At 45.9% G+C, this 21,817-nt stretch carries 20 protein-coding genes; 7 read left to right on the top strand and 13 right to left on the bottom strand.

Annotated features, from left to right (window positions below; translation table 11 throughout):
- The first annotated feature begins 17 nt into the window (after positions 1–17).
- Together E2R66_RS21465 and E2R66_RS21460 are read left to right on the top strand one after the other, a co-directional pair.
- Entirely contained in the window at positions 18–2,093 is a 2,076-nt protein-coding gene (locus tag E2R66_RS21465; protein ID WP_133234551.1) for a ComEC/Rec2 family competence protein, read from the top strand.
- Positions 2,094–2,168: 75 nt separating this feature from the next.
- Positions 2,169–2,813, top strand: coding sequence for a DUF4412 domain-containing protein (locus E2R66_RS21460; RefSeq protein ID WP_133234553.1), 645 nt, complete (start codon positions 2,169–2,171; stop codon positions 2,811–2,813).
- A gap of 165 nt (positions 2,814–2,978) precedes the next feature.
- Here the strand turns inward: E2R66_RS21460 and E2R66_RS21455 are convergent, their stop codons facing one another.
- From E2R66_RS21455 to E2R66_RS21445, 3 genes are all read right to left on the bottom strand, one after another.
- Entirely contained in the window at positions 2,979–3,635 is a 657-nt protein-coding gene (locus tag E2R66_RS21455) for a protein-L-isoaspartate(D-aspartate) O-methyltransferase (protein ID WP_133234555.1), read from the bottom strand.
- Between the two features lie 98 nt (positions 3,636–3,733).
- The gene (gene priA, locus E2R66_RS21450; protein WP_133234557.1) at positions 3,734–6,223 is read right to left on the bottom strand and encodes a replication restart helicase PriA; all 2,490 of its coding nucleotides are present in this window, start codon (positions 6,221–6,223) and stop codon (positions 3,734–3,736) included.
- 4 nt (positions 6,224–6,227) lie between these two features.
- Positions 6,228–6,614 carry a DUF423 domain-containing protein gene (locus tag E2R66_RS21445; protein ID WP_133234559.1) on the bottom strand — a complete coding sequence of 129 codons (387 nt, stop codon included), beginning with the start codon at positions 6,612–6,614 and terminating at the stop codon, positions 6,228–6,230.
- Positions 6,615–6,699: 85 nt separating this feature from the next.
- Here E2R66_RS21445 and E2R66_RS21440 point away from each other — a divergent pair, with 85 nt between their 5' ends.
- Both E2R66_RS21440 and E2R66_RS21435 read left to right on the top strand, forming a co-directional pair.
- Complete coding sequence (locus E2R66_RS21440) at positions 6,700–8,310, top strand: hypothetical protein (RefSeq protein WP_133234561.1); 1,611 nt, start codon at positions 6,700–6,702, stop codon at positions 8,308–8,310.
- Positions 8,311–8,433: 123 nt separating this feature from the next.
- A complete protein-coding gene (locus tag E2R66_RS21435; protein ID WP_133234563.1) occupies positions 8,434–9,873 on the top strand; it encodes a DUF5723 family protein in 1,440 nt (479 codons plus the stop codon).
- Here E2R66_RS21435 and tsaB read toward each other — a convergent pair.
- From tsaB to rpmH, 4 genes are all read right to left on the bottom strand, one after another.
- The gene (tsaB, locus tag E2R66_RS21430) at positions 9,870–10,547 is read right to left on the bottom strand and encodes a tRNA (adenosine(37)-N6)-threonylcarbamoyltransferase complex dimerization subunit type 1 TsaB (protein ID WP_133234565.1); all 678 of its coding nucleotides are present in this window, start codon (positions 10,545–10,547) and stop codon (positions 9,870–9,872) included. The two genes, E2R66_RS21435 and tsaB, sit on opposite strands and share 4 nt — an antisense overlap.
- A gap of 145 nt (positions 10,548–10,692) precedes the next feature.
- The gene (gene yidD, locus E2R66_RS21425; RefSeq protein ID WP_133234567.1) at positions 10,693–10,935 is read right to left on the bottom strand and encodes a membrane protein insertion efficiency factor YidD; all 243 of its coding nucleotides are present in this window, start codon (positions 10,933–10,935) and stop codon (positions 10,693–10,695) included.
- Positions 10,932–11,315, bottom strand: a complete 384-nt coding sequence (gene rnpA, locus E2R66_RS21420; protein ID WP_133234569.1) for a ribonuclease P protein component — start codon at positions 11,313–11,315, stop codon at positions 10,932–10,934. The genes yidD and rnpA overlap by 4 nt, the downstream gene beginning before the upstream one ends.
- Positions 11,316–11,390: 75 nt before the next feature.
- A complete protein-coding gene (gene rpmH, locus E2R66_RS21415; protein ID WP_133234571.1) occupies positions 11,391–11,549 on the bottom strand; it encodes a 50S ribosomal protein L34 in 159 nt (52 codons plus the stop codon).
- Positions 11,550–11,692: 143 nt separating this feature from the next.
- On the opposite strand from rpmH, the gene E2R66_RS21410 reads away from it, so the two are divergent.
- A complete protein-coding gene (locus E2R66_RS21410) occupies positions 11,693–12,565 on the top strand; it encodes a ChaN family lipoprotein (RefSeq protein WP_133234573.1) in 873 nt (290 codons plus the stop codon).
- A gap of 151 nt (positions 12,566–12,716) precedes the next feature.
- Here the strand turns inward: E2R66_RS21410 and E2R66_RS21405 are convergent, their stop codons facing one another.
- The 3 genes from E2R66_RS21405 to mscL are packed head-to-tail and all read right to left on the bottom strand — an operon-like array spanning position 12,717 to position 13,867.
- Positions 12,717–13,061, bottom strand: coding sequence for an MmcQ/YjbR family DNA-binding protein (locus E2R66_RS21405; protein ID WP_133234575.1), 345 nt, complete (start codon positions 13,059–13,061; stop codon positions 12,717–12,719).
- A 5-nt stretch (positions 13,062–13,066) separates the two neighbouring features.
- Positions 13,067–13,450, bottom strand: coding sequence for a hypothetical protein (locus tag E2R66_RS21400; protein WP_133234577.1), 384 nt, complete (start codon positions 13,448–13,450; stop codon positions 13,067–13,069).
- A gap of 6 nt (positions 13,451–13,456) precedes the next feature.
- Positions 13,457–13,867: a large-conductance mechanosensitive channel protein MscL gene (mscL, locus tag E2R66_RS21395; protein WP_133234579.1), complete on the bottom strand. Its 411-nt coding sequence runs from the start codon at positions 13,865–13,867 to the stop codon at positions 13,457–13,459.
- A 150-nt stretch (positions 13,868–14,017) separates the two neighbouring features.
- Between mscL and rpoN the strand changes: the two genes are divergently transcribed.
- Entirely contained in the window at positions 14,018–15,493 is a 1,476-nt protein-coding gene (gene rpoN, locus E2R66_RS21390; protein ID WP_133234581.1) for an RNA polymerase factor sigma-54, read from the top strand.
- A gap of 122 nt (positions 15,494–15,615) precedes the next feature.
- Here the strand turns inward: rpoN and E2R66_RS21385 are convergent, their stop codons facing one another.
- The 3 genes from E2R66_RS21385 to E2R66_RS21375 form a co-directional block, all read right to left on the bottom strand.
- Positions 15,616–16,632 carry a PorP/SprF family type IX secretion system membrane protein gene (locus E2R66_RS21385; RefSeq protein ID WP_133234583.1) on the bottom strand — a complete coding sequence of 339 codons (1,017 nt, stop codon included), beginning with the start codon at positions 16,630–16,632 and terminating at the stop codon, positions 15,616–15,618.
- Positions 16,629–20,141, bottom strand: a complete 3,513-nt coding sequence (locus tag E2R66_RS21380; RefSeq protein WP_133234585.1) for a gliding motility-associated C-terminal domain-containing protein — start codon at positions 20,139–20,141, stop codon at positions 16,629–16,631. Before E2R66_RS21380 ends, E2R66_RS21385 begins: the two co-directional genes overlap by 4 nt.
- Positions 20,142–20,265: 124 nt before the next feature.
- On the bottom strand, positions 20,266–20,970 hold the full coding sequence (locus tag E2R66_RS21375) for an NUDIX hydrolase (protein WP_133234587.1): 705 nt from the start codon (positions 20,968–20,970) through the stop codon (positions 20,266–20,268).
- 151 nt (positions 20,971–21,121) lie between these two features.
- Here E2R66_RS21375 and E2R66_RS21370 point away from each other — a divergent pair, with 151 nt between their 5' ends.
- Positions 21,122–21,811: an ABC transporter ATP-binding protein gene (locus E2R66_RS21370; protein WP_133234589.1), complete on the top strand. Its 690-nt coding sequence runs from the start codon at positions 21,122–21,124 to the stop codon at positions 21,809–21,811.
- Positions 21,812–21,817 lie beyond the last annotated feature (6 nt).

Raw genomic sequence — 21,817 nt, 5'->3', positions numbered from 1 at the left:
GGGTGCCTGATTTTGGTATGATAGCAAAGCATAAAGGCGAAATTCCAGTCGTAATTTTATTGCTACCGTTTATTGTCGGTATTGTTGCCGGGCTTTATTGCCAGCGGGCCAACCTCTCGCTGCTTTACATAGCCGCAACGATTCTTACTATCGCATTCGTTATACTAAACCTGGGCTATAGCAAACTGAGTGTATATAAAATGCGCTGGCTTGGCGGGCTATTCCTTTACCCTATACTGTTTTTGACGGGATGGCTGCTTACGCTGCAGCATCGTGAACTAAACAAAGCCGACCATTTCTCTAAAATACCGGCCCGTTACATGTCAATACACATCAATACAGAACCCACAGTTAAAGGCGATGTAGTACGCTTTACAGCAGATGTTGTGCAAGCCATTAATAGGAATAGCATTAGATCTTGCAGCGGCACCTTGCTGGTAACAATTAAGGACGAACGGGCTACCCATTTATCCTATGGCGAAGAATTGCTTATCCCGGCAAAATTTACTGAGATTGAGCCGCCCTATAACCCCGGCGAGTTTAACTATAAGCGTTACCTGGCCAATAAAAATGTTTATCATCAGGTCTATTTATACCCTCGGCAATACAAGATACTAAGAGCGGGCCAGGGTAACCCGGTTATTGCATTCGCACTCCAAACGCGTCGCACTTTAGTAGAAAAGCTAAAAGCGAATATGCACGATACCACGGCTATAGCCGTAGCCTCTACCCTGATACTGGGTTACAAAGCCGATTTAAGCAATGATGTTATACAGGCATACTCCAAAACTGGTACCATCCATATCCTATCCGTATCCGGCGGGCATGTGGCTATTATTTACGCCTTGCTGGCCCTGGTGCTTGGCTTTTTAGATGGATACCGCCGGGGTAAGCTCATCAAGGTATTTTGCATCATCGTGCTGATATGGGCATATGCTTTGCTAACCGGTTTCTCTCCGGCAGTCAATCGTGCAGCTTTGATGATTAGTCTTGTAATCTGCGGAAAAACCTTTGCGCGGTATATCAACAGTTTGAATATCCTGGCTGCTTCTGCGTTTGTGTTATTGTTGTACGATCCGTTTTTGCTTACAGATGTGGGTTTCCAGCTATCGTACCTGGCAGTAGCCGGATTAGTAATCATACAGCCGGTGGTTTATGAATGGCTGGTTTTTAAGCATAAAGTGGCCAATTACCTTTGGAGCGCATGCTCGGTATCTATCGCTGCACAGGTGATTACTTTCCCGCTTAGCGCATTTTATTTTCACCAGGTGCCGGTTTACTTTTTATTGAGCAATTTGCTGATCATCCTTCCTGTCATGCTGATCATGTATAGCGGCCTGCTCCTGCTGCTGTTGCCGCAGCTTCCATGGGTTTCGGGTATACTGGGTTATGTATTGGAGCATAGCATCCTGGTGATGAATAAGGCATTGGCCTGGATAGAACAAGTACCATTCGCAAGTATTGGCAAAATATGGCTGAACGGGCCGGAGCATTTACTGCTTTACCTACTTATTGTCGCTGCCTTTTGCTTCTTTTATAAGGGCAACAAAATCTATCTGAAACTCGGCGTAGTAACGATGCTTGTATTCTGCATCAGCATCAGCCTGAAAAAATACAATGCCGATAGGATAAACGCTATCAGTTTCCTTGACCTGCGCAAGCATATGGGCATCATTTTCAAGAACGGTAGTAGCGGCGTGGTGCTCACCGATTTGGCCTACACCCACAAAACTTTCCAATACGCCATACAACCGGGGCTGGATAGCATGCAGATTGCCCACTACACTTTACTCAAGCCAGATAGTAATATCCGGCTCCCTTATTTTATCAAACAGCAAAACCTGGTGCAGTTTAATAATACCCGCCTATTGCTTTTAAACCAAAGTTGGCAATTGCCGTCTATCCCAAGGCAATTAAACGTCCAATACTTGTACCTGAGCGGCAATGCTTTAATTAATAAGAAAGCAATTAATGGATTAGTGGTCATCGCCGACGGCAGTAATTCGGATATTTATATTGACAAACTAAAAAATATTGCTGTAAATTGTAAAATATTAAAGCGTAACAAATCCATCATCATCGCATCTAAATAGAAAAATAAGTTTAATAACTTTATTGAAACAGCACACACTTAATAAAACACCAAATTGAATTATCAAACTAAAAACATGAAAATTAAATTATTTACGGTTGCCATGGGCATTGTGCTTACCGCAACAGCTTTTAAAGCAAGTGCCCAAAAAGCCTACACCGAAGGTTTTGTTACCTACAATATGGATATGCGCGGCCAGGCAGTAGAAGCCAAACACTATTTCAGGGCAGATTCAAGCGCTATAGCGTTTTCTGCGGGCCCGGCAAACATCAAAGTACTGTCTGACTCTAAGCAGACTTTTATGGCCATTTTAGTAGATGTATCCATCGCTTCGATGAAAAAGGCAGCGGTTATGTCCCCTGCTGAAATTGAAGAGGCTGTTGCTAAAATGCCGACATTGACATTTGCCCCCGGCACCGAAACCAAGGTTATCAGCGGCTTCAATTGCAAAAAGGTAGTTGCTACAGATACCAAAACCAGCAAAACCTACGACGTTTGGGTAACTAACGACATATCTGTACCTGCTACAGCATTTTCTAAATACTATGCAGGCGCGGGCGGTTTCCCGGTACAGTTTGCTAGTTTCCAGGATGGGCAAACTTCTCAAGTTACTGTAAAAAGCGTTACCGAAGGCAAAGCTGCTGCGGGCACGTTCGGTATCCCCGGCGATTTCGAAAGGATTACCATGGATGACCTTAAATCCCTTGGCGGCGGTATGTAATACACTCGCTATATAATATCAAACCCCGGTAATGGATAACGTTACCGGGGTTTATTGCTTTCAAGTATCTTATTTATCATAAAGCTAAAAAGAGAATTAGCGAGAAAGAACCTAAAAAATTGCAGCCAAGCCGCTCAAGTGCGTTAATTCCAATGCCGAAATCCCTTACCAAGCCCTATCGCCTACCAACGGCACGAACCTAAAGGTATCCAGCACAATTTTTTCGTAATGGTTTTCACCGGTTTTTAACACGGTGACCATCTTTTGCGATTTTTCGTCGCCCACGGGGATAACGAGGATACCGCCGATGTTAAGTTGCTTCAGCAACAGGTCGGGAACGGTGGGTGCGCCGGCGGTTACAATAATTTTATCGTATGGCGCATCGCTGGCTATGCCTATGGAGCCATCACCTAAAAAGAATTTGGGCTGGTAGCCCATATAAGGCAGCACTTGTATAGTGCGTTGGTAAAGTTTTTCCTGTCGCTCTATGGTGAATACTTTGGCGCCAACCTCCATCAACACACAGGTTTGATAACCGCAGCCGGTGCCTATCTCCAGCACCTTGTCGCCTTTTTTGATGTGCAATAATTCGGTTTGGTAAGCTACGGTATAAGGTTGCGAAATAGTTTGCCCGGCCCCAATTGGGAACGCGATGTCCTTGTAAGCCTGGTTCCAGAAGGTTTCGTCGAAAAAGTAATGGCGGGGCACTTTGCCTATGGCAGTTAAAACATGCTCATCTTCTATGCCTTTTTTCCTCAAAAGCTCAACCAACCTTTTGCGGGCACCTTGCTCGCGATAATTATCAATAAACTTATAGGCCATTTCATCACGAATATAGTACAGGAATTATGGATTTAGCCATTAACCAGATTGAATTAGCTAACACCCCTTTTATCCGGCTGATTTTGAGACTAATTATTTTAGTACGGGTCAACGTCAGGTTGAATGATGCAGCCCTTGCTCAGTTTAGTCGTTTGAAACTGCGTTATCGTATCGCGTATTAATGCCTTCGCCTTATTTATCGATACACCATCCTTCTCAAACTTCAGCATAATGGTTTTGATATAGAAATTACGGATGCGGTTGACGAGCGGCGGCTCGGGGCCAATCACGCGGTCGCCGAAATGCTTGCGGAGTTCGGTTGCCAGGTATTCGGCCTGGTTGTAGAGTATCTCGGGGTTCATGTGCTTTACATCAATGCTAATGATGCGGTAGAACGGCGGATAGTGAAAACTTTTGCGTTCCTCCATTTCGGTGAGGTACAGGTCTAGGTAATCGTTTTCTATCACCTGTTTTATCACGCGGTGGCTTGGGTCGTAAGTTTGTATAACCACTTTGCCCTGCTTGCCCCTTCTCCCTGCCCTGCCACTCACCTGCGACAGCATCTGGTAGCTGCGTTCATTGGCGCGGTAATCGGGGTATTTTAAAAGGCTGTCGGCATTGATGATGCCTATGACGGTAACATCCGCAAAATCGAGCCCTTTGGCAACCATCTGGGTACCGATGAGAATATCTATTTTCTTCTCCTCGAGGTTATTGAGGATGGTTTGCAGCGAATTGCGCGAGCGCGTGGTATCCAGATCCATCCTCGCCAGCCGCACATCCGGCATCAAAACGGATAATTCATCCTCCACCTTTTCGGTGCCGAAGCCTTTATATTCCAAATGGGTGGAACCACATGCCGGGCAAACGGCGGGCGTATCTTCTTTATAACCGCAGTAATGGCAATGCAGCTTGGTGGTATGCTTATGGTAGGTAAGGCTTACATCGCAATTGATGCACTTTGGCGTATGGGCGCATACCCGGCACATCAGCACCGGTGCATAACCCCTCCGGTTTTGGAACAGTATCACCTGCTCCTTATTTTCCAGGGCCAGTGCCATATCGGCCATCAGCACGCTACTGAAATGCGATTGCATGGTTTTCTGCTTAAGCTCTTTTGATATGCTCACCACCTCAATGGCAGGTAGCTGTACACCACCATAGCGTTCGGTAAGCTCTACCAGGCCATATTTGCTGGAACGTGCATTATAATACGTTTCGAAAGAAGGCGTGGCCGAGCCCAACAGCACTTTGGCATTGTGCATGTTGGCCAGGTAAATGGCCGCATCGCGGGCATTGTAGCGGGGTGCAGGGTCGTATTGCTTATAAGATGTTTCGTGTTCCTCGTCTACGATGATCAGGCCTAAATCGTGGAAGGGCAAGAAGACCGATGAGCGTGCGCCCAGCACCACTTTATACTCGCTGCGCAACACTTTTTGCCATACCTCTACCCGCTCGTTATCATTAAACCGCGAGTGGTAAACGCCTATGGTACCACCGAAATAGATGCGCAGCCGCTCTATGATATGGGTAGTTAAAGCAATCTCGGGCAGCAGGTAAAGCACCTGCCTGCCGGTGGCAATCATCTCCTCTATCAGCCTGATATATAACTGCGTTTTACCTGAGGCTGTTACGCCATGCAGTAATACCACCTCCTTTTTCTCAAAATGCTCCCGAACCTCGGCCAAAGCATGTTGCTGAGCGGGGCTCAGTTCAAACACACTGCTTTCTTCGGCATCATCTTCATATCCAAGGCGACTAATTACTTTCTGCTCAGCAAAAAACACTTCCTTTTCTATCAATGATTTTATGCTGGCCTCACCCGCGCCGCTTTCCTCTATCAGTTCATTTTTGGCAACGTTTTTTTGCTGCCGCGAAAGTTTCATATAGGCCAATAAAGAATCGGCCTGTTTTGGCGCTCGTTTCTCTAAAATCTCGAACAGTTCGCGTCTGTTATCGGGGTTAAGATAAACCGGATTTAGGGTGATATAGGTTTTTCGGCGGGGCTTGTACCGCTCACTTACTTCTTCAGACAGGATGATGATATTCTTCTCGAACAGCAAACGCAGTATCGGCATCACCGTTTTCTGGCCCAGCAGTTTTACGATATCGCTTATCGTAAGTTCGGGCTGTATATCCAGCGCCTCGGTAATCAGGTACTCTTTATCGTTTAGCTGGGTTTTATCGTACTCATGTTCCCGGTTCAGCATTATTTTGGTCTCGCTGGCCAGTTTCAGTGCCGAGGGCAGGGCGGCGTTCATCACTTCGCCGGCGTTGCACATATAATATTCGGCAACCCATTGCCAAAAGGCAAGTTGCTTTTGGGTAACCACAGGGGCATCGTCTAAAACTTCGATGATATACTTCGCCTCGTATTTCTCAGGAGCATGCTCGCCAACGGCGGCTATAACGGCTGTATAAAGTTTGCTCTTGCCAAATTGCACCACCACGCGTTTACCCACGGCAACGGCTCCATTCATATCGAACGGTATGCGATAAGTATAGTTAAGGCTAATGGCCAAAGGCAATATCACCTCAACAAAAAGCGTTTTACGGTTAGGCTGCTGTACTTCGGCAAACTCTAACATGGGCTTATTTGTTGCGGAACGCAGCTAATGCAAGCGTTATCCAGCCAATTATAAAAAACAAACCGCCCAGGGGGGTAACAGGGCCAATGGCAACCAAGCCTGGCATTTTTAATAAATCTCGGCAAGCCAGCAGGTATAGCGAGCCCGAGAAAAGTAATATCCCTAATGTGAAACACCAGTAAGAGGCTACGATAAGGTTATTTTTTAACCTGGCAAAGGTGGAGAGGAACAGCAAAGCGAAAATGTGGTAAAACTGGTACTGAACCGCCGTATGCCAAACTTCCAACTGCCGGGGCTGTAATTTTGCCGCCAGTGCATGGGCACCGAAAGCACCGAAAATAACGGCAATTGCACCAAGTATTGCGGCAGTACTTATAATTTGTTTGTTCATGCAGATATAAAAGGCTAAGTTAACCAAATGAAAGTATTACTTTATTGTGGTACGGTAAAATTCTAAATTGCGGGCGCAAAGCCACATGAAAAGATTCATCCTATTTACGCTAATGCTGATTGTGGGCACCGGGTACCTTACGATTAAGTATTTTAAGAGCTTAAACTCGTCTGGCGTACACGCGGGCAACATTATGCGCACCATACCCGATAGTGCGGTAGCCGTTTTCGAGTTCAGTAACGATAAAGGCTTTTATGAAATTTTTACCGATAACACCTTACTGGGTAGCCTGATAGGCGAACAAGCGATAAGCGAACTGGATACCGTGCGCCAAACGCTCTTCGGCAATGCAGCGCTGCAGCAATTCTTCGAGGGCAGCAATGTGTTCCTTTCATTACACCCCAATACTGGTGCGGGGCCCCAACTGTTGCTTACTGCGGCGGCCGGGAAAGATTTTGAAATAAGTATTTTGGATGCGCTGGCTAAACAAAAAAAAACGGGGATGCTCATCACGTCGTTTACCATGAACGAGAAAAGGGGCTTTATTATCTACTTCGCATCGCTCAAAAAACGCTTCTATCTCCTCAATACCGAAGAAAACATCTACTCGGCAAGTTTTTCTAAAGAACTTATAGCACAGGTGGCCTCACCGCAAAATGATAAGGAAAAATCGGCCTTCCTGCTTTTGCCCGATCAGCAAAACTCCAATTCGCTGGCCAACCTTTACATCAATTACAGCCAGCTATCGCCGCTTTTCGATAAGCTCTTCAAAACTAAAAACAACGATATCTTCAAAAACTTCCGCTTGCTGCCTGCTTCGGCCGCGCTCAACCTCAATTATAAAGCAGATGCACTGATGTTTAATGGCTATACCAAAACCGATGCTAATAAACCGGCCAGCTACCTCAACTTATTTATAAGCCAGGCACCTGTAGAGAACCAACTGAAAGAGATTTTCCCATCTACTACCGCCTATACTATTAATATGGCGGCATCCGACCCGGAAAAATTCATGGGCGATTTAACCAACTTTCAGGATAAAGCGGGGCTGAAAACCGACAGGGACACACTCCTGAAAAGGGTAAAAGCAGAGACCGGCATTAACCTGAAATCAGAACTCACCAAACTGCTAGGCAAAGAATTTGCCGTAGTCACTACACGCTATCGTGAGAAATTTGCATTGATCACCGTAAAAGATGGCTCTAAACTACGCCCCTTTATGGTCAATATCAGTACCATGATAAACGATGACACCGGCGAATTAAATTACAACAAGCTGCCTTATTTTATGTTCGGAGATGCCTTCAATGCCTTCCGCAGGCCATATTTCAGGATATTTGATAACTACCTGGTGCTGGCCAACAGCGTTAAAGAACTGGATAGCTTTGCCGATAGTTACCTTAACCGTAAGTTCATGAGCAAAACAGATTCATACCAGCGTTTTGATAACCTGATGGCCGAGCGCAGCAACGTAACGTTCTATATCAATTTTAAAAACGCCCGAGCGATATTGAAAAACGACCTAAAGGATAATGTTTTGAATGCTTACGAAAACAACAAACTATCCCTGCTGAATTTCGAATCGGCATCGTATCAGTTTACCGCCACCGATGGTAATTTCTACACCAACTTTTGCATGCTACGGAACCAACCCGACACAACTATTCGTTCAAAAAGCGACCAAAACCAACAATAAATACAACCCTTGCAGCAGCATTCCCGTTAAAAGAGCATAATTATTTAGCGCAGTTACCGCTAAGTGAAATTGGATATTATATATTTAACCGCTTTTACGCGAGCAAAGAATTCAGAGCGATTTATGAAGAAAATTTTATTAGCATTTCCCCTGCTGTTAATTACTGTACACTCCTTCGGCCAACAATTTTCGCAATACAATACCGGTACTTTGTACGATTCCTTTGAGAATCCGTCGCGCGGCACCTTCATCCCCGATTCAAGCCGTAAGTTTGCTTTCAACTTCTTTCTTCCTAACTTGTCTACCAATACGTTTTTAACAGGTAATTCGCAGATACCGTTAAAATCGAGGGCGTTTTTAGGCTATTACACCACTACCAACCTAACGTTTAACCAGGGCAAAATGAACCGGTTTAACAGCAACATCAATTATTACTCGTTGATGTTCAAGGCATTTACAAACCTGGAGGGGAATGCCGAGATTGGCATATCGGTACAAAGCAAAGCGGAAGCCCGCGGCCTTTTCAGCGACGAAACCATCGCCTTGTATAACGGCCCAAATGCCTTTGCCGACAACCATTACGATAACATCTTCAACAACCAGGGTACTTACCAGGCCTATCACCAGCTTAGCTTTACCTACCGCGAAAAAATAAACCGCAAACTGGCGCTGGGCGTAAAACTTAGTGCCCTAATGGGTATCCGGTATCAAAAGCTGGAAACTACATCCTCTTCGCTAGACATAAACCGACCGGGCGACCAGGCATTGCTTATTATGAGGGGCCGATATCATCTTAACTATAACCCCGGAGAGTTCACCGGACGCGATTTTTTGCCGACGTTACGCAATCCGGGCTTATCTGCTGGTTTTGGCGTATCGTTGCGAACAAGGGATGCATTCAACCTGCAATTCAACCTTAAGGATTTAGGGTTTATACACTGGAGCAACCGATCCAGCATCTACAATTTTGCTGCTGCTGATACCATATTTCAATTTTCGTCGAACCGGCGCGAGCGGAATATCTACGAAGCAGCCAGGCACATCACCAAAACCAATCAAAAGATCGGCGGTTTTATTACGCCCACCAACAGCAAAATTGAGATCAGCGCAAACAAAAACTACTGGCTCGACTATGACAACCAATATAAATACTCGCCAACGTTTATCATTTCTAAGGAGGTGTTTTTTGATGGTATAACGGCGGCGCTGGTAAACCCTGTGCAATACAAAAACTACACGGTAACACTTACTACCAGTTACAATAACTATAAAATATTAAGCGTGGGCGGCCAGTTTATGATAAAAACACCCAATGTGGAGTTTTTTGCCGGCAGCGAAAGATTGATACCGACCGCAAGACTGGCATTGGCATCAGCCAAAAACAACGGCCAGATAAACCGTAACGCGGCCTATACAGGCGAAGACATCTTCTTTGGCGCAGCCTTTAAATTCGGCCCGTTGATAGAGCATCCGCTTAATGCCAGTTATGTACCTATAGATAATAAACCGGGTTTCATCCGCAGGATATGGAACCGCCTGTTTGGTAGCGGCGACGACTATTAGGCGTTCGCCTTTTTGCCGGCGATAAAATCTTTAAGGTAATAAGGCTCAAAGTAAGCCACGTCTACAAAATCATTCGCAAGGTATTTCTCTGCAGCTATAGCCGTGAGGTGTGCCGCAGAATTGGCAAAGCCACTACGGAAATTGGCATTAGGGTTATCACTTAAAGCTACGCGGCATTTCTCTGCACCATCGCCAAAAAACAATATCTTATTATCGGCTAACAAGTCTGCAAAGCTATCCCCGTCAATTATTTCTGCTGCGGTGGGCTTAACCATATCGCCCTGCTGATTAAATATAGCCGTAAACACTTCCATGCGGCGGGCATCAATCATAGGGCATAATAGCATATCGCCTCCGGCATCTGCAATGCCCTTGCCCATAGCAGCCAGGGTATCTACCGATATCAGTGGTTTATCCAACGCAAAACATAAGCCTTTAGCGGTAGAAACACCAATGCGCAAGCCAGTGTACGAACCGGGGCCACAGCTTACTGCAACAGCATCCAAAGCATCATAGCTTATGGCCGCATCCTTTAGTAAGCCATCTATATAAAGCGTTATTACCTCGGCGTGAATATTGCGCTGGTCTATTTCTTTAAGGCCCAATACCTGCCCATCCCGGGCTAACGCTACCGAGCAGGATGTTGTTGCTGTTTCTATTTGTAGTATGGTCATTGTTTAGTGAGCGGTGATTAGTGGGTGGTGAGTGGTTTGAAAGCTGATGATATTAAACTGGTGGAGTTTTTGGCAAAAATAAGCAGTGTGCAAATAATCCGCAACACCAACCATTCACCACTCAACCATTTACCACTCAGCAACCTCAAGGTACCGGATCATGCCCGTGGCCGCCCCACGGGTTGCAGCTGCCTATGCGTTTTAGGGTAAGCCAACCGCCTTTAAATGGTCCGTATTTTTTGATGGCCTCTGCCCCGTATTGCGAGCAGGTGGGTGTATAACGGCAAGATGCCCCGGTTATAGGCGATATAAAGTACTGGTAAAACTTTATCAGCAGCAAAAAAACACTACCAATAAGGCGTACAAATATATCCCACAAAAACTTCATTTAATTACCTGCCCCCCAAGCTGCGCCAAAAGCTTAAGCATTTTCTTTTCCATAAGGGCATAATCGGCCATTTCTTTGCCAATGAAACCAATAGACAAAACAATACGTTTATCGGCTTCGCCTAATATATTGTATAAATATGCTTGTTTGTTGAGGCGGTAGGCCTCGCGCATGCGTCGTTTGATCACATTACGGTCCACAGCACGCTTGTAGCGCTTTTTCGATACTGAAAACACTACCTGTACAGGGAATTCCTGCGCATTATCTACAGGCTTCCAGGAGGCCCTGAAAGGGTAACATAAAAAAGAAGAACCGTTATGAAAGAGCCCGTCGATAAGCTTCTTGTTACATAACCGTTCTTCTTTTTTAAAAGTATGCATAGTTGTTAGTGCTGAACCTAAATTAAGCTTATAACCGGTTCGGCCCCTTATTTAAAAGGAAAAACAACCAGTATATTAAGCTTTGTGGGTGCGCTCGTCAGAAACTGACAATCTTTTGCGGCCTTTGGCTCTTCTTGCTGCTAATATCCTTCTGCCGTTAGCAGTTGACATGCGCTCACGGAAACCGTGTTTATTCCTTCTTTTCCTTTGTGAGGGCTGAAACGTTCTTTTCATGGCTATATTTTATTCTTATTATCCTTAATCTTCGTCCTAAAAAACAAGAGTGCAAATGTAGCGTATTTTTTAGTTTTTTCAAATAGAAATGTTGTTATTTGATAACGCGTATTTATTAACATATTAACATAGCCGCTTATCTCATGAAATTTACTGCTTACCTGCTTTTTTTATTGCTCCCGCTTACCGCCTTTTGTCAGGACCCTATGGCCGCCCATTATAAAATATACAATACGGCCAAAAATGCCCCTGCTACGCTGGAGGATGTGATTAATGATATGGAGAAGAACGATGTGCTTTTCTTTGGCGAGGAGCATAATGATAGCACGGGCCATTACCTGGAGGCCGTATTATTTAAGATGCTGGTAGCTAAATATCCTGCCAAAACAGCGCTATCAATGGAGATGTTTCAAACTGATTGCCAAACGGTATTGAACGAATACCTCGCCGGCTTTATCCGCGAGAAGAACCTGATTACCGAAGGCCGCGCCTGGAAAAACTATAAAGATTACCGCCCGATGGTTGATGCTGCCAAAGACAATCAAGTGCCCGTTATTGCAGCCAACGCCCCTGCCCGCTACACCAACATGACTACCCGCGTTGGCCTGGGCGACCTGCAAAAACTGGATGCAACTGCCAAAAGCTGGCTGCCACCCCTACCTATAGATACCGCAACCGGCCGCTATTATGATAAGTTTGGCGAGGTGATGGGCGGGCATGGCGGACCGATGCATGTGTACCAATCGCAAAACCTTTGGGATGCTACCATGGGCTACTCTATTGCCAAATTCTACAAAGCGCATAAAGATTTTAAGATAATGCAGGTAAACGGTGGCTTCCACAGCGAAGAGAAACTGGGTACCGTTGCGCAGCTAAAGAAGTACGCGCCTAAAATAAAGGTAATGAACGTACAGGCCTACGCCGATGATAACTTCGACAAGCCCGATTGGAGCAAATACGCCAAATTTGGCGACTATATTATTATCACCGACCCTAAGCTGCCGAAGACGTTTTAAGTTTTAAGTTAGAGGTTAGAGGTTAGAGGTTAGAGGTTAGAGGTTAGAGGTTAGAGGTTAGAGGTTAGAGGTGAACTCCAATTAAAGTGTATTGTTTTTCACAGACACATTTTTCCTAATCTCTTACCTCCAACCTCTAATTAACTAAACCTCACTCATCAAAACTAATCAGTACCGCGTATTTCTTAGGCGCTACCTCGCAGTAAGCTACCTTTAATAACGCTGCGCACATTTCAGGTTTGGCGATATCCAGGTCGATGTGCATCCAGCCAAGTTTGCCCCACTTGTTAGGTACGGGGTAAACACCATTACTATCGGCCAGGCAAAAAATGTCCTGATCGGCTGGAGAAAGCTTTACCGTGGCACGGTTTGCCATTTCGTTCAGCGTGGCAAATATTTTTTTAGCTATTTTGAACGATATTTTATCGAAGTGCGGCTCTTCCGTTACAGCTGGCAGGGAAAGTGCCGTTTGGCGCAACATTACTGTCGTTGTCATTTGGTTTAATAGCCTACCCTATAACCTCTAAAACCCGACACCTTCATATAGCTGGGGGCATCATTATTAGGCAGGCGCTTTAAAATTAGTGTATCGCTATACTTGCCCGATATAAAATCCTTATAGTCAACTTCCAAATCAAGCCGCTGATTGTTTCCTAAACGGGTATAATCCACCACAACATGATATTCCGTCCGCTTGGAATTACTCCATTCATAAACGGAATCAATACGGCAATACACCGTTATACCCTCTTTAGTTAACCTGCTTTCAACCTGCTTGTCGTTATATTGCGTACAAAAATAGCAGGCAACCAAAATAACGATTATGATGGAGGGATAGATATACCACAAAACCTTCTCGTCCTCTTTGCTATAATAAGGCGGCATGGCCAACTATTTCTTAGCAGCCAAAATATCCCTTATCTCGGCAAGTAACACTTCTTCTTTTGATGGTGCGGGCGGCGCGGCAGGTGCAGCTTCTTCTTTCTTTTTTAGGGAATTAATGGCCTTCACTGCAACAAATATGCAAAGTGCAACAATCAAAAATTGAATAATGGCATTGATGAACAAGCCGTAATGAATAGCTACTTCCGTTACTTTTGCTGTAGCGTCTGCGGGAGTAAGGACAATCTTCTTATCAGCAAAATCAACACCACCGGTGATATAACCAATTGGCGGCATGATCACATCAGACACTAAAGACGTGACTATTTTACCAAAAGCAGCACCAATGATAACACCCACCGCCAAATCAATCACGTTACCCTTTACGGCAAACTCTTTAAATTCTTTTACGAAACCCATAATATAATATATATAAGTTTTAAAGTTATCAATATTTATACTTTGCCTCCAAACAAATTAATACAAAACGCATTTACAACATTACGCCGGTTACAACTTCTTTATTTTATAAGTTAAGGTAATTGATGTACTTTTGCCCTTGTCTTAATTATGCTTAAACAGAACCTCCAACAAAAACTTTTACAAAAACTTTCGCCGCAGCAAATACAATTTATTAAGCTGTTGCAGGTGCCTACGGTATCGTTAGATACCCGTATAAAAGAAGAACTGGAAGAAAACCCTGCGCTTGAAGATATAAGCCTGACTAACATAAACGAACCCGAGGAACTATACCCCGACCGCGACCCCGATGAAGATAAGTTCAACGCCGACGAAGAGCGCGGAGAGATGGATGAGTTTAATATAGACGATTACCTGCAGGAGGATAACGTGAACGATTACGGCTCGCGTTACGACCAAAACGGCGAAGATGAAGACGAACGCAAGGAAATACCCATTGCTGTGCAAAGCTCGTTCTTCGAGAGCCTGCAATCGCAACTGGACCTGCTCCCTGTATCAGATAAAGATTTTGCTATAGGCAAGCAGATCATCGGCAGCCTTGATGACGATGGCTACCTGCGCCGCCCCATCATGAACATTACCGACGACCTGGCCTTTTCGCAAAACGTGATGGCCGAAGATGAGGAAGTGGAAGATATGCTGAAGGTGATCCAAAGCTTCGACCCGCCGGGTGTGGGTGCCCGCAGCCTTCAGGAATGCCTGCTGATACAACTCCGCAAAAAAGACGTTAACGACCCTATCGTAAAAAAAGCGATCATCATAGTTGAAGATTACCTGGACGAGTTTACCCGTAAGCATTACGATAAACTGGAGCGGGTGTTGAACATGAACTCGATAGAGTTGCGCGGCGTTGTTGCCGAGATACTAAAGTTAAACCCTAAGCCGGGCGATAGCAATGAGGTAAGCACCAAGCAAATGCAGGTGATACCCGATTTCCACATCAGCAACAACGATGGCATGCTGATACTAACGCTAAACAGCAAGAACGCGCCCGAGCTAAAGGTAAGCCGCTCGTACCAGGAGATGTTTCAGCATTACGATAAGGCATCGCAAAAAGACAAGAAACTGAAAGAGGCGGTACAATTTGTGAAGCAGAAGCTCGATTCGGCAAAATGGTTTATTGATGCCATTAAGCAGCGCCAGCAAACCCTGCTGAAAACCATGAACGCGATAATGCAGTATCAGTACGATTTCTTTTTAACCGGCGACGACAAGAACCTGAAGCCGATGATCTTGAAAGATATTGCCGACCGTATTGGCATGGATATCTCTACCGTATCGCGTGTGGCCAACTCCAAATATGTACAAACCGAGCATGGCACATTCCTGCTGAAATCGTTCTTTAGCGAAGCTATCCAAACCGAAAGCGGCGAAGAGGTATCTAACAAAGAGGTTAAAAAAATACTGGAAGAGCACATTGGGCAGGAAGACAAACGCCACCCCCTTGCCGACGAAAAACTGACAGACATACTAAAAGATGCGGGATATAATATAGCCCGACGCACCGTAGCCAAATACCGCGAACAAATGAATATCCCCGTGGCAAGGTTGAGGAAAGAATTATAGAAGAATCAAGAAATAAGAGTCAAGAATCAAAATAAAAGAAAAGCCCTTTAAAAATCAATTAAAGGGCTTTTCTTTTATCTGAATATTGTCTTGTCTCTTGATTCTTAACTCTTGCCTCAATCCTAAAACCCGTGCTGCGGACTTTTTAAGTTATAACGATTGTTTAACAATATGCCCAACACCACTTCGTGCGAGCCGTTGCTTACGGTGCGTAGAGCCGATGTGGTAACATCGTAAGAATAGCCCACGTTAATTACCGAGCTTAGGTTGAAACCAGCCAGTACAGAGTACGAATCGCCTTTGCGGAACGAGCCACCGAACCAGAACCTATCGCGGAAAGATAGCTTCATGTTGATATCGAAGGTTACAGGTGCCGGATCAATGAATTTAAGCAAAGCCGATGGCAGCAACGTAACATCGTCTGAAAGGAATATCTTGTAGCCACCTGTTGCGAAGTAGTGCGGCACTGTTTTACTTTGGTTGGCTGTGTTGCCGGTAGTTATATACAGGTTCTGCGGCAAAATCTGCTGTACAGATACGCCGAAGTAAAACCTGGACGAATAGGCCCATAAGCCCACGCCCAGGTCGGGTTTCCATTGACTGTTATTGATATTGTTGAGGGCCGGGTCGTTGGAAGTCTCCAGCGTTATCATATCGGTATTGAGATTAATATGGCTTACGCCGGCCTGTACACCCACGGCGAGGTTAAGTTGGTCGGTAAGGCCAAGGTGGTAAGCATAGCTCGCATCGATATTGGTTTGGGTGATGGGGCCTGCTTTATCAGATACGATGGCGAAGCCAATACCATGATGCGGTTCAGCAGCGCGATAGTATTGGGTGAACAACCTGCTCGATGGGTTCTCCCCGCCCGATGCCGGGAACGCTGTTGCATCGCCCTGCAAAAAATCCTGCCCAAGTGGTGCGTTTATGCTAAAGTAGCTGGTTACCGGTGCGCCTTGCAAGCCGGTCCATTGGCTACGGTAACCTAGTTTGGCATCTGTATAATTCTCGATACCGGTTACGGCCGGGTTTAGCAGGAAGTTGTTAAATACATATTGGGTGTACTGTGGCCGCTGCTGGGCAACAGCTGCACGCACAAATATGGTAAGCAATACAAAAAAAAGTAACGTTTTCTTCATCTGATAATTGTGACACTGCCCGAGACAACCTTACGGCCATTTTTGGGGTTTATAATGTAATAATAGGTCCCTGATGGTAAATTTGCGCCTTTATAGGTGCCGTCCCACGGAATGCCGTAACCAACAGACGAATATACCTTTTCTCCGTATCGGTTGTACACATCAACAGTGTTTCCGGGGTAACTTTCGAGATACTTTATGGTCCAGGTGTCGTTATATCCGTCTCCGTTAGGCGTAAAGGTATTTATTACGCCCAACTTTTTCAGCACTTTAACAAAAATTTCATCAGATTGCTGGCAGCCATCGCTACTGGTAACGGTTAACCGGTAATTAATATCGTCTGTTGCAGCACAAACCGGGTTCAAAACATCGTCATGATCCAGCCCGGTAGCTGGTGTCCATTTATACGTGAGGCCGTTACCGCTGGCCTTTGCTTTCAAAAGCACCGTGCCGCCCTCCAGCAAGCCAGTATTGCCCCCGGCATTCACCGTTGGCGTAGGGTTAACCGTAATCTGCTGGGCCGTAGTATAGCTGCAGCCGTTGGTAGCCGTAAAAACATAGGTAATGGTAGCAACGCCTACCCCTGCTACCGCCGGGCTGAATAAACCCGAAGCACTCACGCCCCTGCCGCTAAAAACACCCGTGCCGGCAAAGCCGTTGTTGTTGGCAATCAACTGCACCGGCGGTACTTCCAGGCAAATGGAACCTAAAGCGGTAACTTGGGCAATGGGGTTAGCTTTTATAACGATGTCCTGAGAGACACTATCTACACAGGCATCGCCCGAGTAAGCTTCCATGTGCAGGCGGTAAGTTTTAGTAGCAGGCGTGTTGAATAAGGCATAGCTGTGGCTGTATATTCTATCGGCGGGCAGATTGGGGCGCAAAAAGGTTTCCGCATCCTGGCGGTTGCCGTTATAATCGTAATACCAAACTATCTTGGTGAAGTTACCAAAATCCAGCGTAGAAGATTCATCCATCACCACCGGACTGCTACTGCAAAGTGCATCTTTATCGCGTACGGTAAATTTAGCCACGGGTTGCGCACCATTAACCGTAAACTGCTGCGTTTTCTCGAATACACATCCACTCGCGCTGGTCACCGTAAGCTTTACGGTGTAAACCGCTGCCAGTGTGTACCTGTGGCTTGGGTTTTTAAGCGTTGATGTATTGGGGTTGGCGGCATTGGCTTTGCTGTCGCCGAAATCCCACAGGTAGGCGAAGCTGCCTTCGGTATTATCGGCAATGGTGCTTTTATCGCTAAAGCGGGCTACATCAGATATACATACATCCGGCAAACTAAAATCTACTACGGGGATGGGGTTAATTACCATGGTTCGCTCTACCGGCATGCCCACACAGCCATTTTGGTTGGCTACTGTTAGCTTTATTTTGTAACTACCCGTATTGGCGTATAGGTGGGTAAATGGCTTATTATCGTTAAAGGTGGCGTTGGTGCCGTCACCAAAATCCCAAAGCCAGGCTTTAATACTGCCATCGTCGGTTGTAGAGGCATCGGTAAGGGTAATTTCTTTACCCGCACAAAGCGGCGCACTGATCTTAAAATCAGCCAGCGGCTTGTTAGCAACATGCACCACCATGGGCTGCGAAACCGAAGCGCAATCATTGAAATTCACGGTGGTTAATACTACATGATAATTGCCCGGCAAAGCATACACATGCTTAGGGTTTTGCAGAGCACTGGTTTGCCCGTCGCCAAAATCCCATAGCCAGGTTTTTACGGCTATGCCCTTGGTATCGGTAACATCGGTAAAACCGACTTCTTCGCCGGGGCAGGCCCCATCAACCGTAAATTTAGCATCGGGGTATTCGCTAATGTTGAAATCAAAATCGATATCGGTAGTAGCGCCGCAAATATCGCCATTAGGGTTGCTTACGGTGGCTGTAACACTATAGTCGCCGGCAGTGTATTTTACGGGTTTGTTATACTCGTAGTAATATAAAGTCTTCCCTTCTTTAACGGCGGTGCCGATAAAGGCAGGGTTGTTTATTACAAGCGGAGCAGTACCATCTTTAAAATCCCATTGGATGCGTGGGGTGGCATACGGCAGGGTGAGCAGCATCTTGTAAGCAATATCTTTACAGCCGTTTATTTTTACGGTGGCCGGGCTGCCGGTTGCCGCATCCTCCAGGGCGATGAACTGATTGAGGTTTTTGAGGCTGGCACCTGCGGCATACCCGTACGATTCCAGGTTGCCAAAACCATAGGCAATGGCGTTGAAACCATCTGCCGCCCTGATGTTGTGCGTACCGGCATCTACGCTTATTTGCGCATACGAATAAGCTGTGTTACCCGGCACGGGCGTAAAACTGGTGTACGGCTTGCCATCCAGCGTAAAGGTTGATGCCTGGTCGGTTTTGATGACAACATTGATATAGTTGGCAATGATGTTGAAATATGGGCTCGAGTACAAAGTAACCTGATCAAGCGTTTGCTCGGTAGGTGTTAGGTATATCATCTCCGGGTCGCCCAGGTCACTGTTATCGTGCGTGCAGCCATTGAGGTTTTGCCCCTGTGATATGGCGTATTGCACCACCTGTATGGGCTTATCTGCCGTTATTACGTTAGTTTGCTGTGAGGTAAATTCGTAGCTCGTGAGTCCTGCAACCGGGATGAATGTACTATTGCCGTTAATTTTGATAGCGGTATTATCCTCGCTGGTAATTATCCGGAAGATATCGTAATTACGGTTCTTCAGCGGAACGGTAATATAATTTTTCCCCCACGATGAAATAGGGTACACCTGCTGGAAAAGATTGTCTGACGTAAAATTCGTTTCGGGGCAGCCGATGCCGATCTTGCTGCTGCCCGAGAATACGGCTATAGGCTTGCAATCGCCGTTTACGTTTTTGGTACGGATAACCGTGTTGGTAAGATCGGTAGCCGACAGCCCCTGATAAACTTCGCCTTTCTTTAAGGTGATGGTTAATGTTTGGCCAGCAGGTATGCCATTTAACAAATTGCCCTTAGGGATGATTTCTACCGTAGTATTATCTTCGGTAGCAACCACCATAAAGGTGGAATACGAGGGAAGATTTTCTACCTGTTGAGAGTTAGAGGCCTGTGTGTAGTTAATAGAATAGTAATTTTTGCCCAGGGCATTTACCGGCAGCAAAAGCGTTGCGCCGGAAACGCTGGCGGCATAGATATGTGCATAAACTGCAACGTTTTTTTGCGCGGTAATGTGCAAGCCTTTCATTGACTGCCCCTGCCCTTTTATAAAGGCGCTTGCGGGGATAACTACCGTAGTAACCTGGTTGGCCGTTACCGTAAACGGAATGGCGAAGCTGCCATCGGCAATCTCTACCTTGCCCGTTGTGTTTGCGCCACCGGTAATGTAAAGGCTCATCTGGCTTTGCTCAGCACCCTTGATGTGCGACATCCAGCCCGTCCAAAACTCTTTGCCCTGGCTGGATTGCGCAATGGCCAAATGGCCAAAACATGCCAATATAATTGCCACCGCCGCACTTATCGCCTTAACCTTATTCAACTTAACAATAGTTTATATTTAATTGGTTGCAACAAAACGCGGGCTTGGGCTAAAATACATCATATCCATAATTATACCTTCGGGAACCTGCGGATTACCCCCGTAAATATATCGCTTTTTATGGTTAAAAAAACTTATCAGGGTTGGGTACCAGGTTCAAAAATTTCTCAAAGTTCTCCTGGTAGTGCGATTGATCCAACCGGTAATAGAATGCGCCTTTTTTAGATGATAACTTATCCTTTTCGGTCAGTTTTACCAATAAGCCTGTTGATAACAGTTTGCGGCTAAAATTGCGGTCATCAAACTCGGTTTGATAAACCCCCTCGTACAGTGCTTGTAGCTGCGGTATGGTAAACTTGTCTGGCAGCAGTTGAAAAAGTATCGGGTGCAGCGCAGCCTTATACCGCAGCTGCTTCAGCGCACCGGCCACCATCTCGGCATGGTCAAAAACCATGGGCGGCATATTATCCAGCAAAAACCACTCGGGGCTATACTCGCCGGTAAGTTGCTGTTCGTACTGGTGTATATCTATCAAAGCGAAGTAGGCCACAGATAGGGTGCGTTCCACCGGGTCGCGGCCGGGTTTGCCAAACACCATAAACTGGTCCATATAGACATTCTTTAAACCAGTGCGCTCTTCCAGCACGCGGGTTGCGGCATCTTCGGGGCTTTCTGTAGGGTGCATAAAGCCACCCATCAGGCTCCATTTTCCCTTTTCGGGCATCAAACCGCGCTTTACCAGTAACAATTTAACGTTTGTGCCATCAAAACCAAATATTATACAGTCAACAGCAACCAGCATACGCAGTTGCCCGGGATATTCATGCATGAGCGATAAGTTTATTTACAAGTGTAGAAATAATATCGGCATTTTAAAAACCGGATAGAAATGTAATGCATTTGTAAGTAATAATATTATAGAACCGCGTTATTAAGAATACGTTGATATTTACAAGGCATCAGCAAAATATATAATCGTTTTGGAAACTATACTAAACATCGCTAACCTCTACAAAACCTATAAAAGCGCGGGGCGCACCTTAACGGTTTTAGATAATATCAACTTCGCCATAGGTGCCGGCACGGCCAATGCCATTGTTGGCCCGTCGGGCAGTGGCAAAACCACCTTGCTTGGCCTGTGCGCCGGGCTGGATAGTGCCACATCGGGCCTGGTAGAGCTCAACGGCGTAGACCTTGGTTCGCTGGGCGAGGATAAACGCGCGCAGGTGCGCAACCAGTATGTAGGTTTTATTTTTCAAAACTTTCAGCTGTTGCCAACGCTTACCGCTTTAGAGAACGTGATGGTACCGCTGGAACTGCGCGGCGAGAAGAATATCAAAGCGCGCGCTTTAGATCTGCTGGATAAAGTGGGCCTGGCCGACCGCGGCCACCACTACCCTGCCCAGCTTTCGGGCGGCGAGCAGCAAAGGGTATCCTTGGCCCGGGCTTTCTCCAACTCTCCCCGGATATTGTTTGCCGATGAGCCTACCGGGAATTTAGATGCCGAAACCAGCGAGAAAGTGGTAAAACTTATCTTCGACCTGAACACCGAGGCGGGTACTACTTTGGTGCTGGTAACGCACGATTTGGAACTTGCTGCCAAAACACAGCGCATCTTGCGCATAAAAGGCGGTAAGCTGGTATCCGACGAACCTACAGGCAACCAATAAGCGGCG

The organism is Mucilaginibacter psychrotolerans, assembly GCF_004519315.1.
GTDB classification, from domain to species: domain Bacteria; phylum Bacteroidota; class Bacteroidia; order Sphingobacteriales; family Sphingobacteriaceae; genus Mucilaginibacter; species Mucilaginibacter psychrotolerans.
Note: the sequence above shows the minus strand (reverse complement) of the source record. Positions and strands in the feature narration are given on the sequence as shown.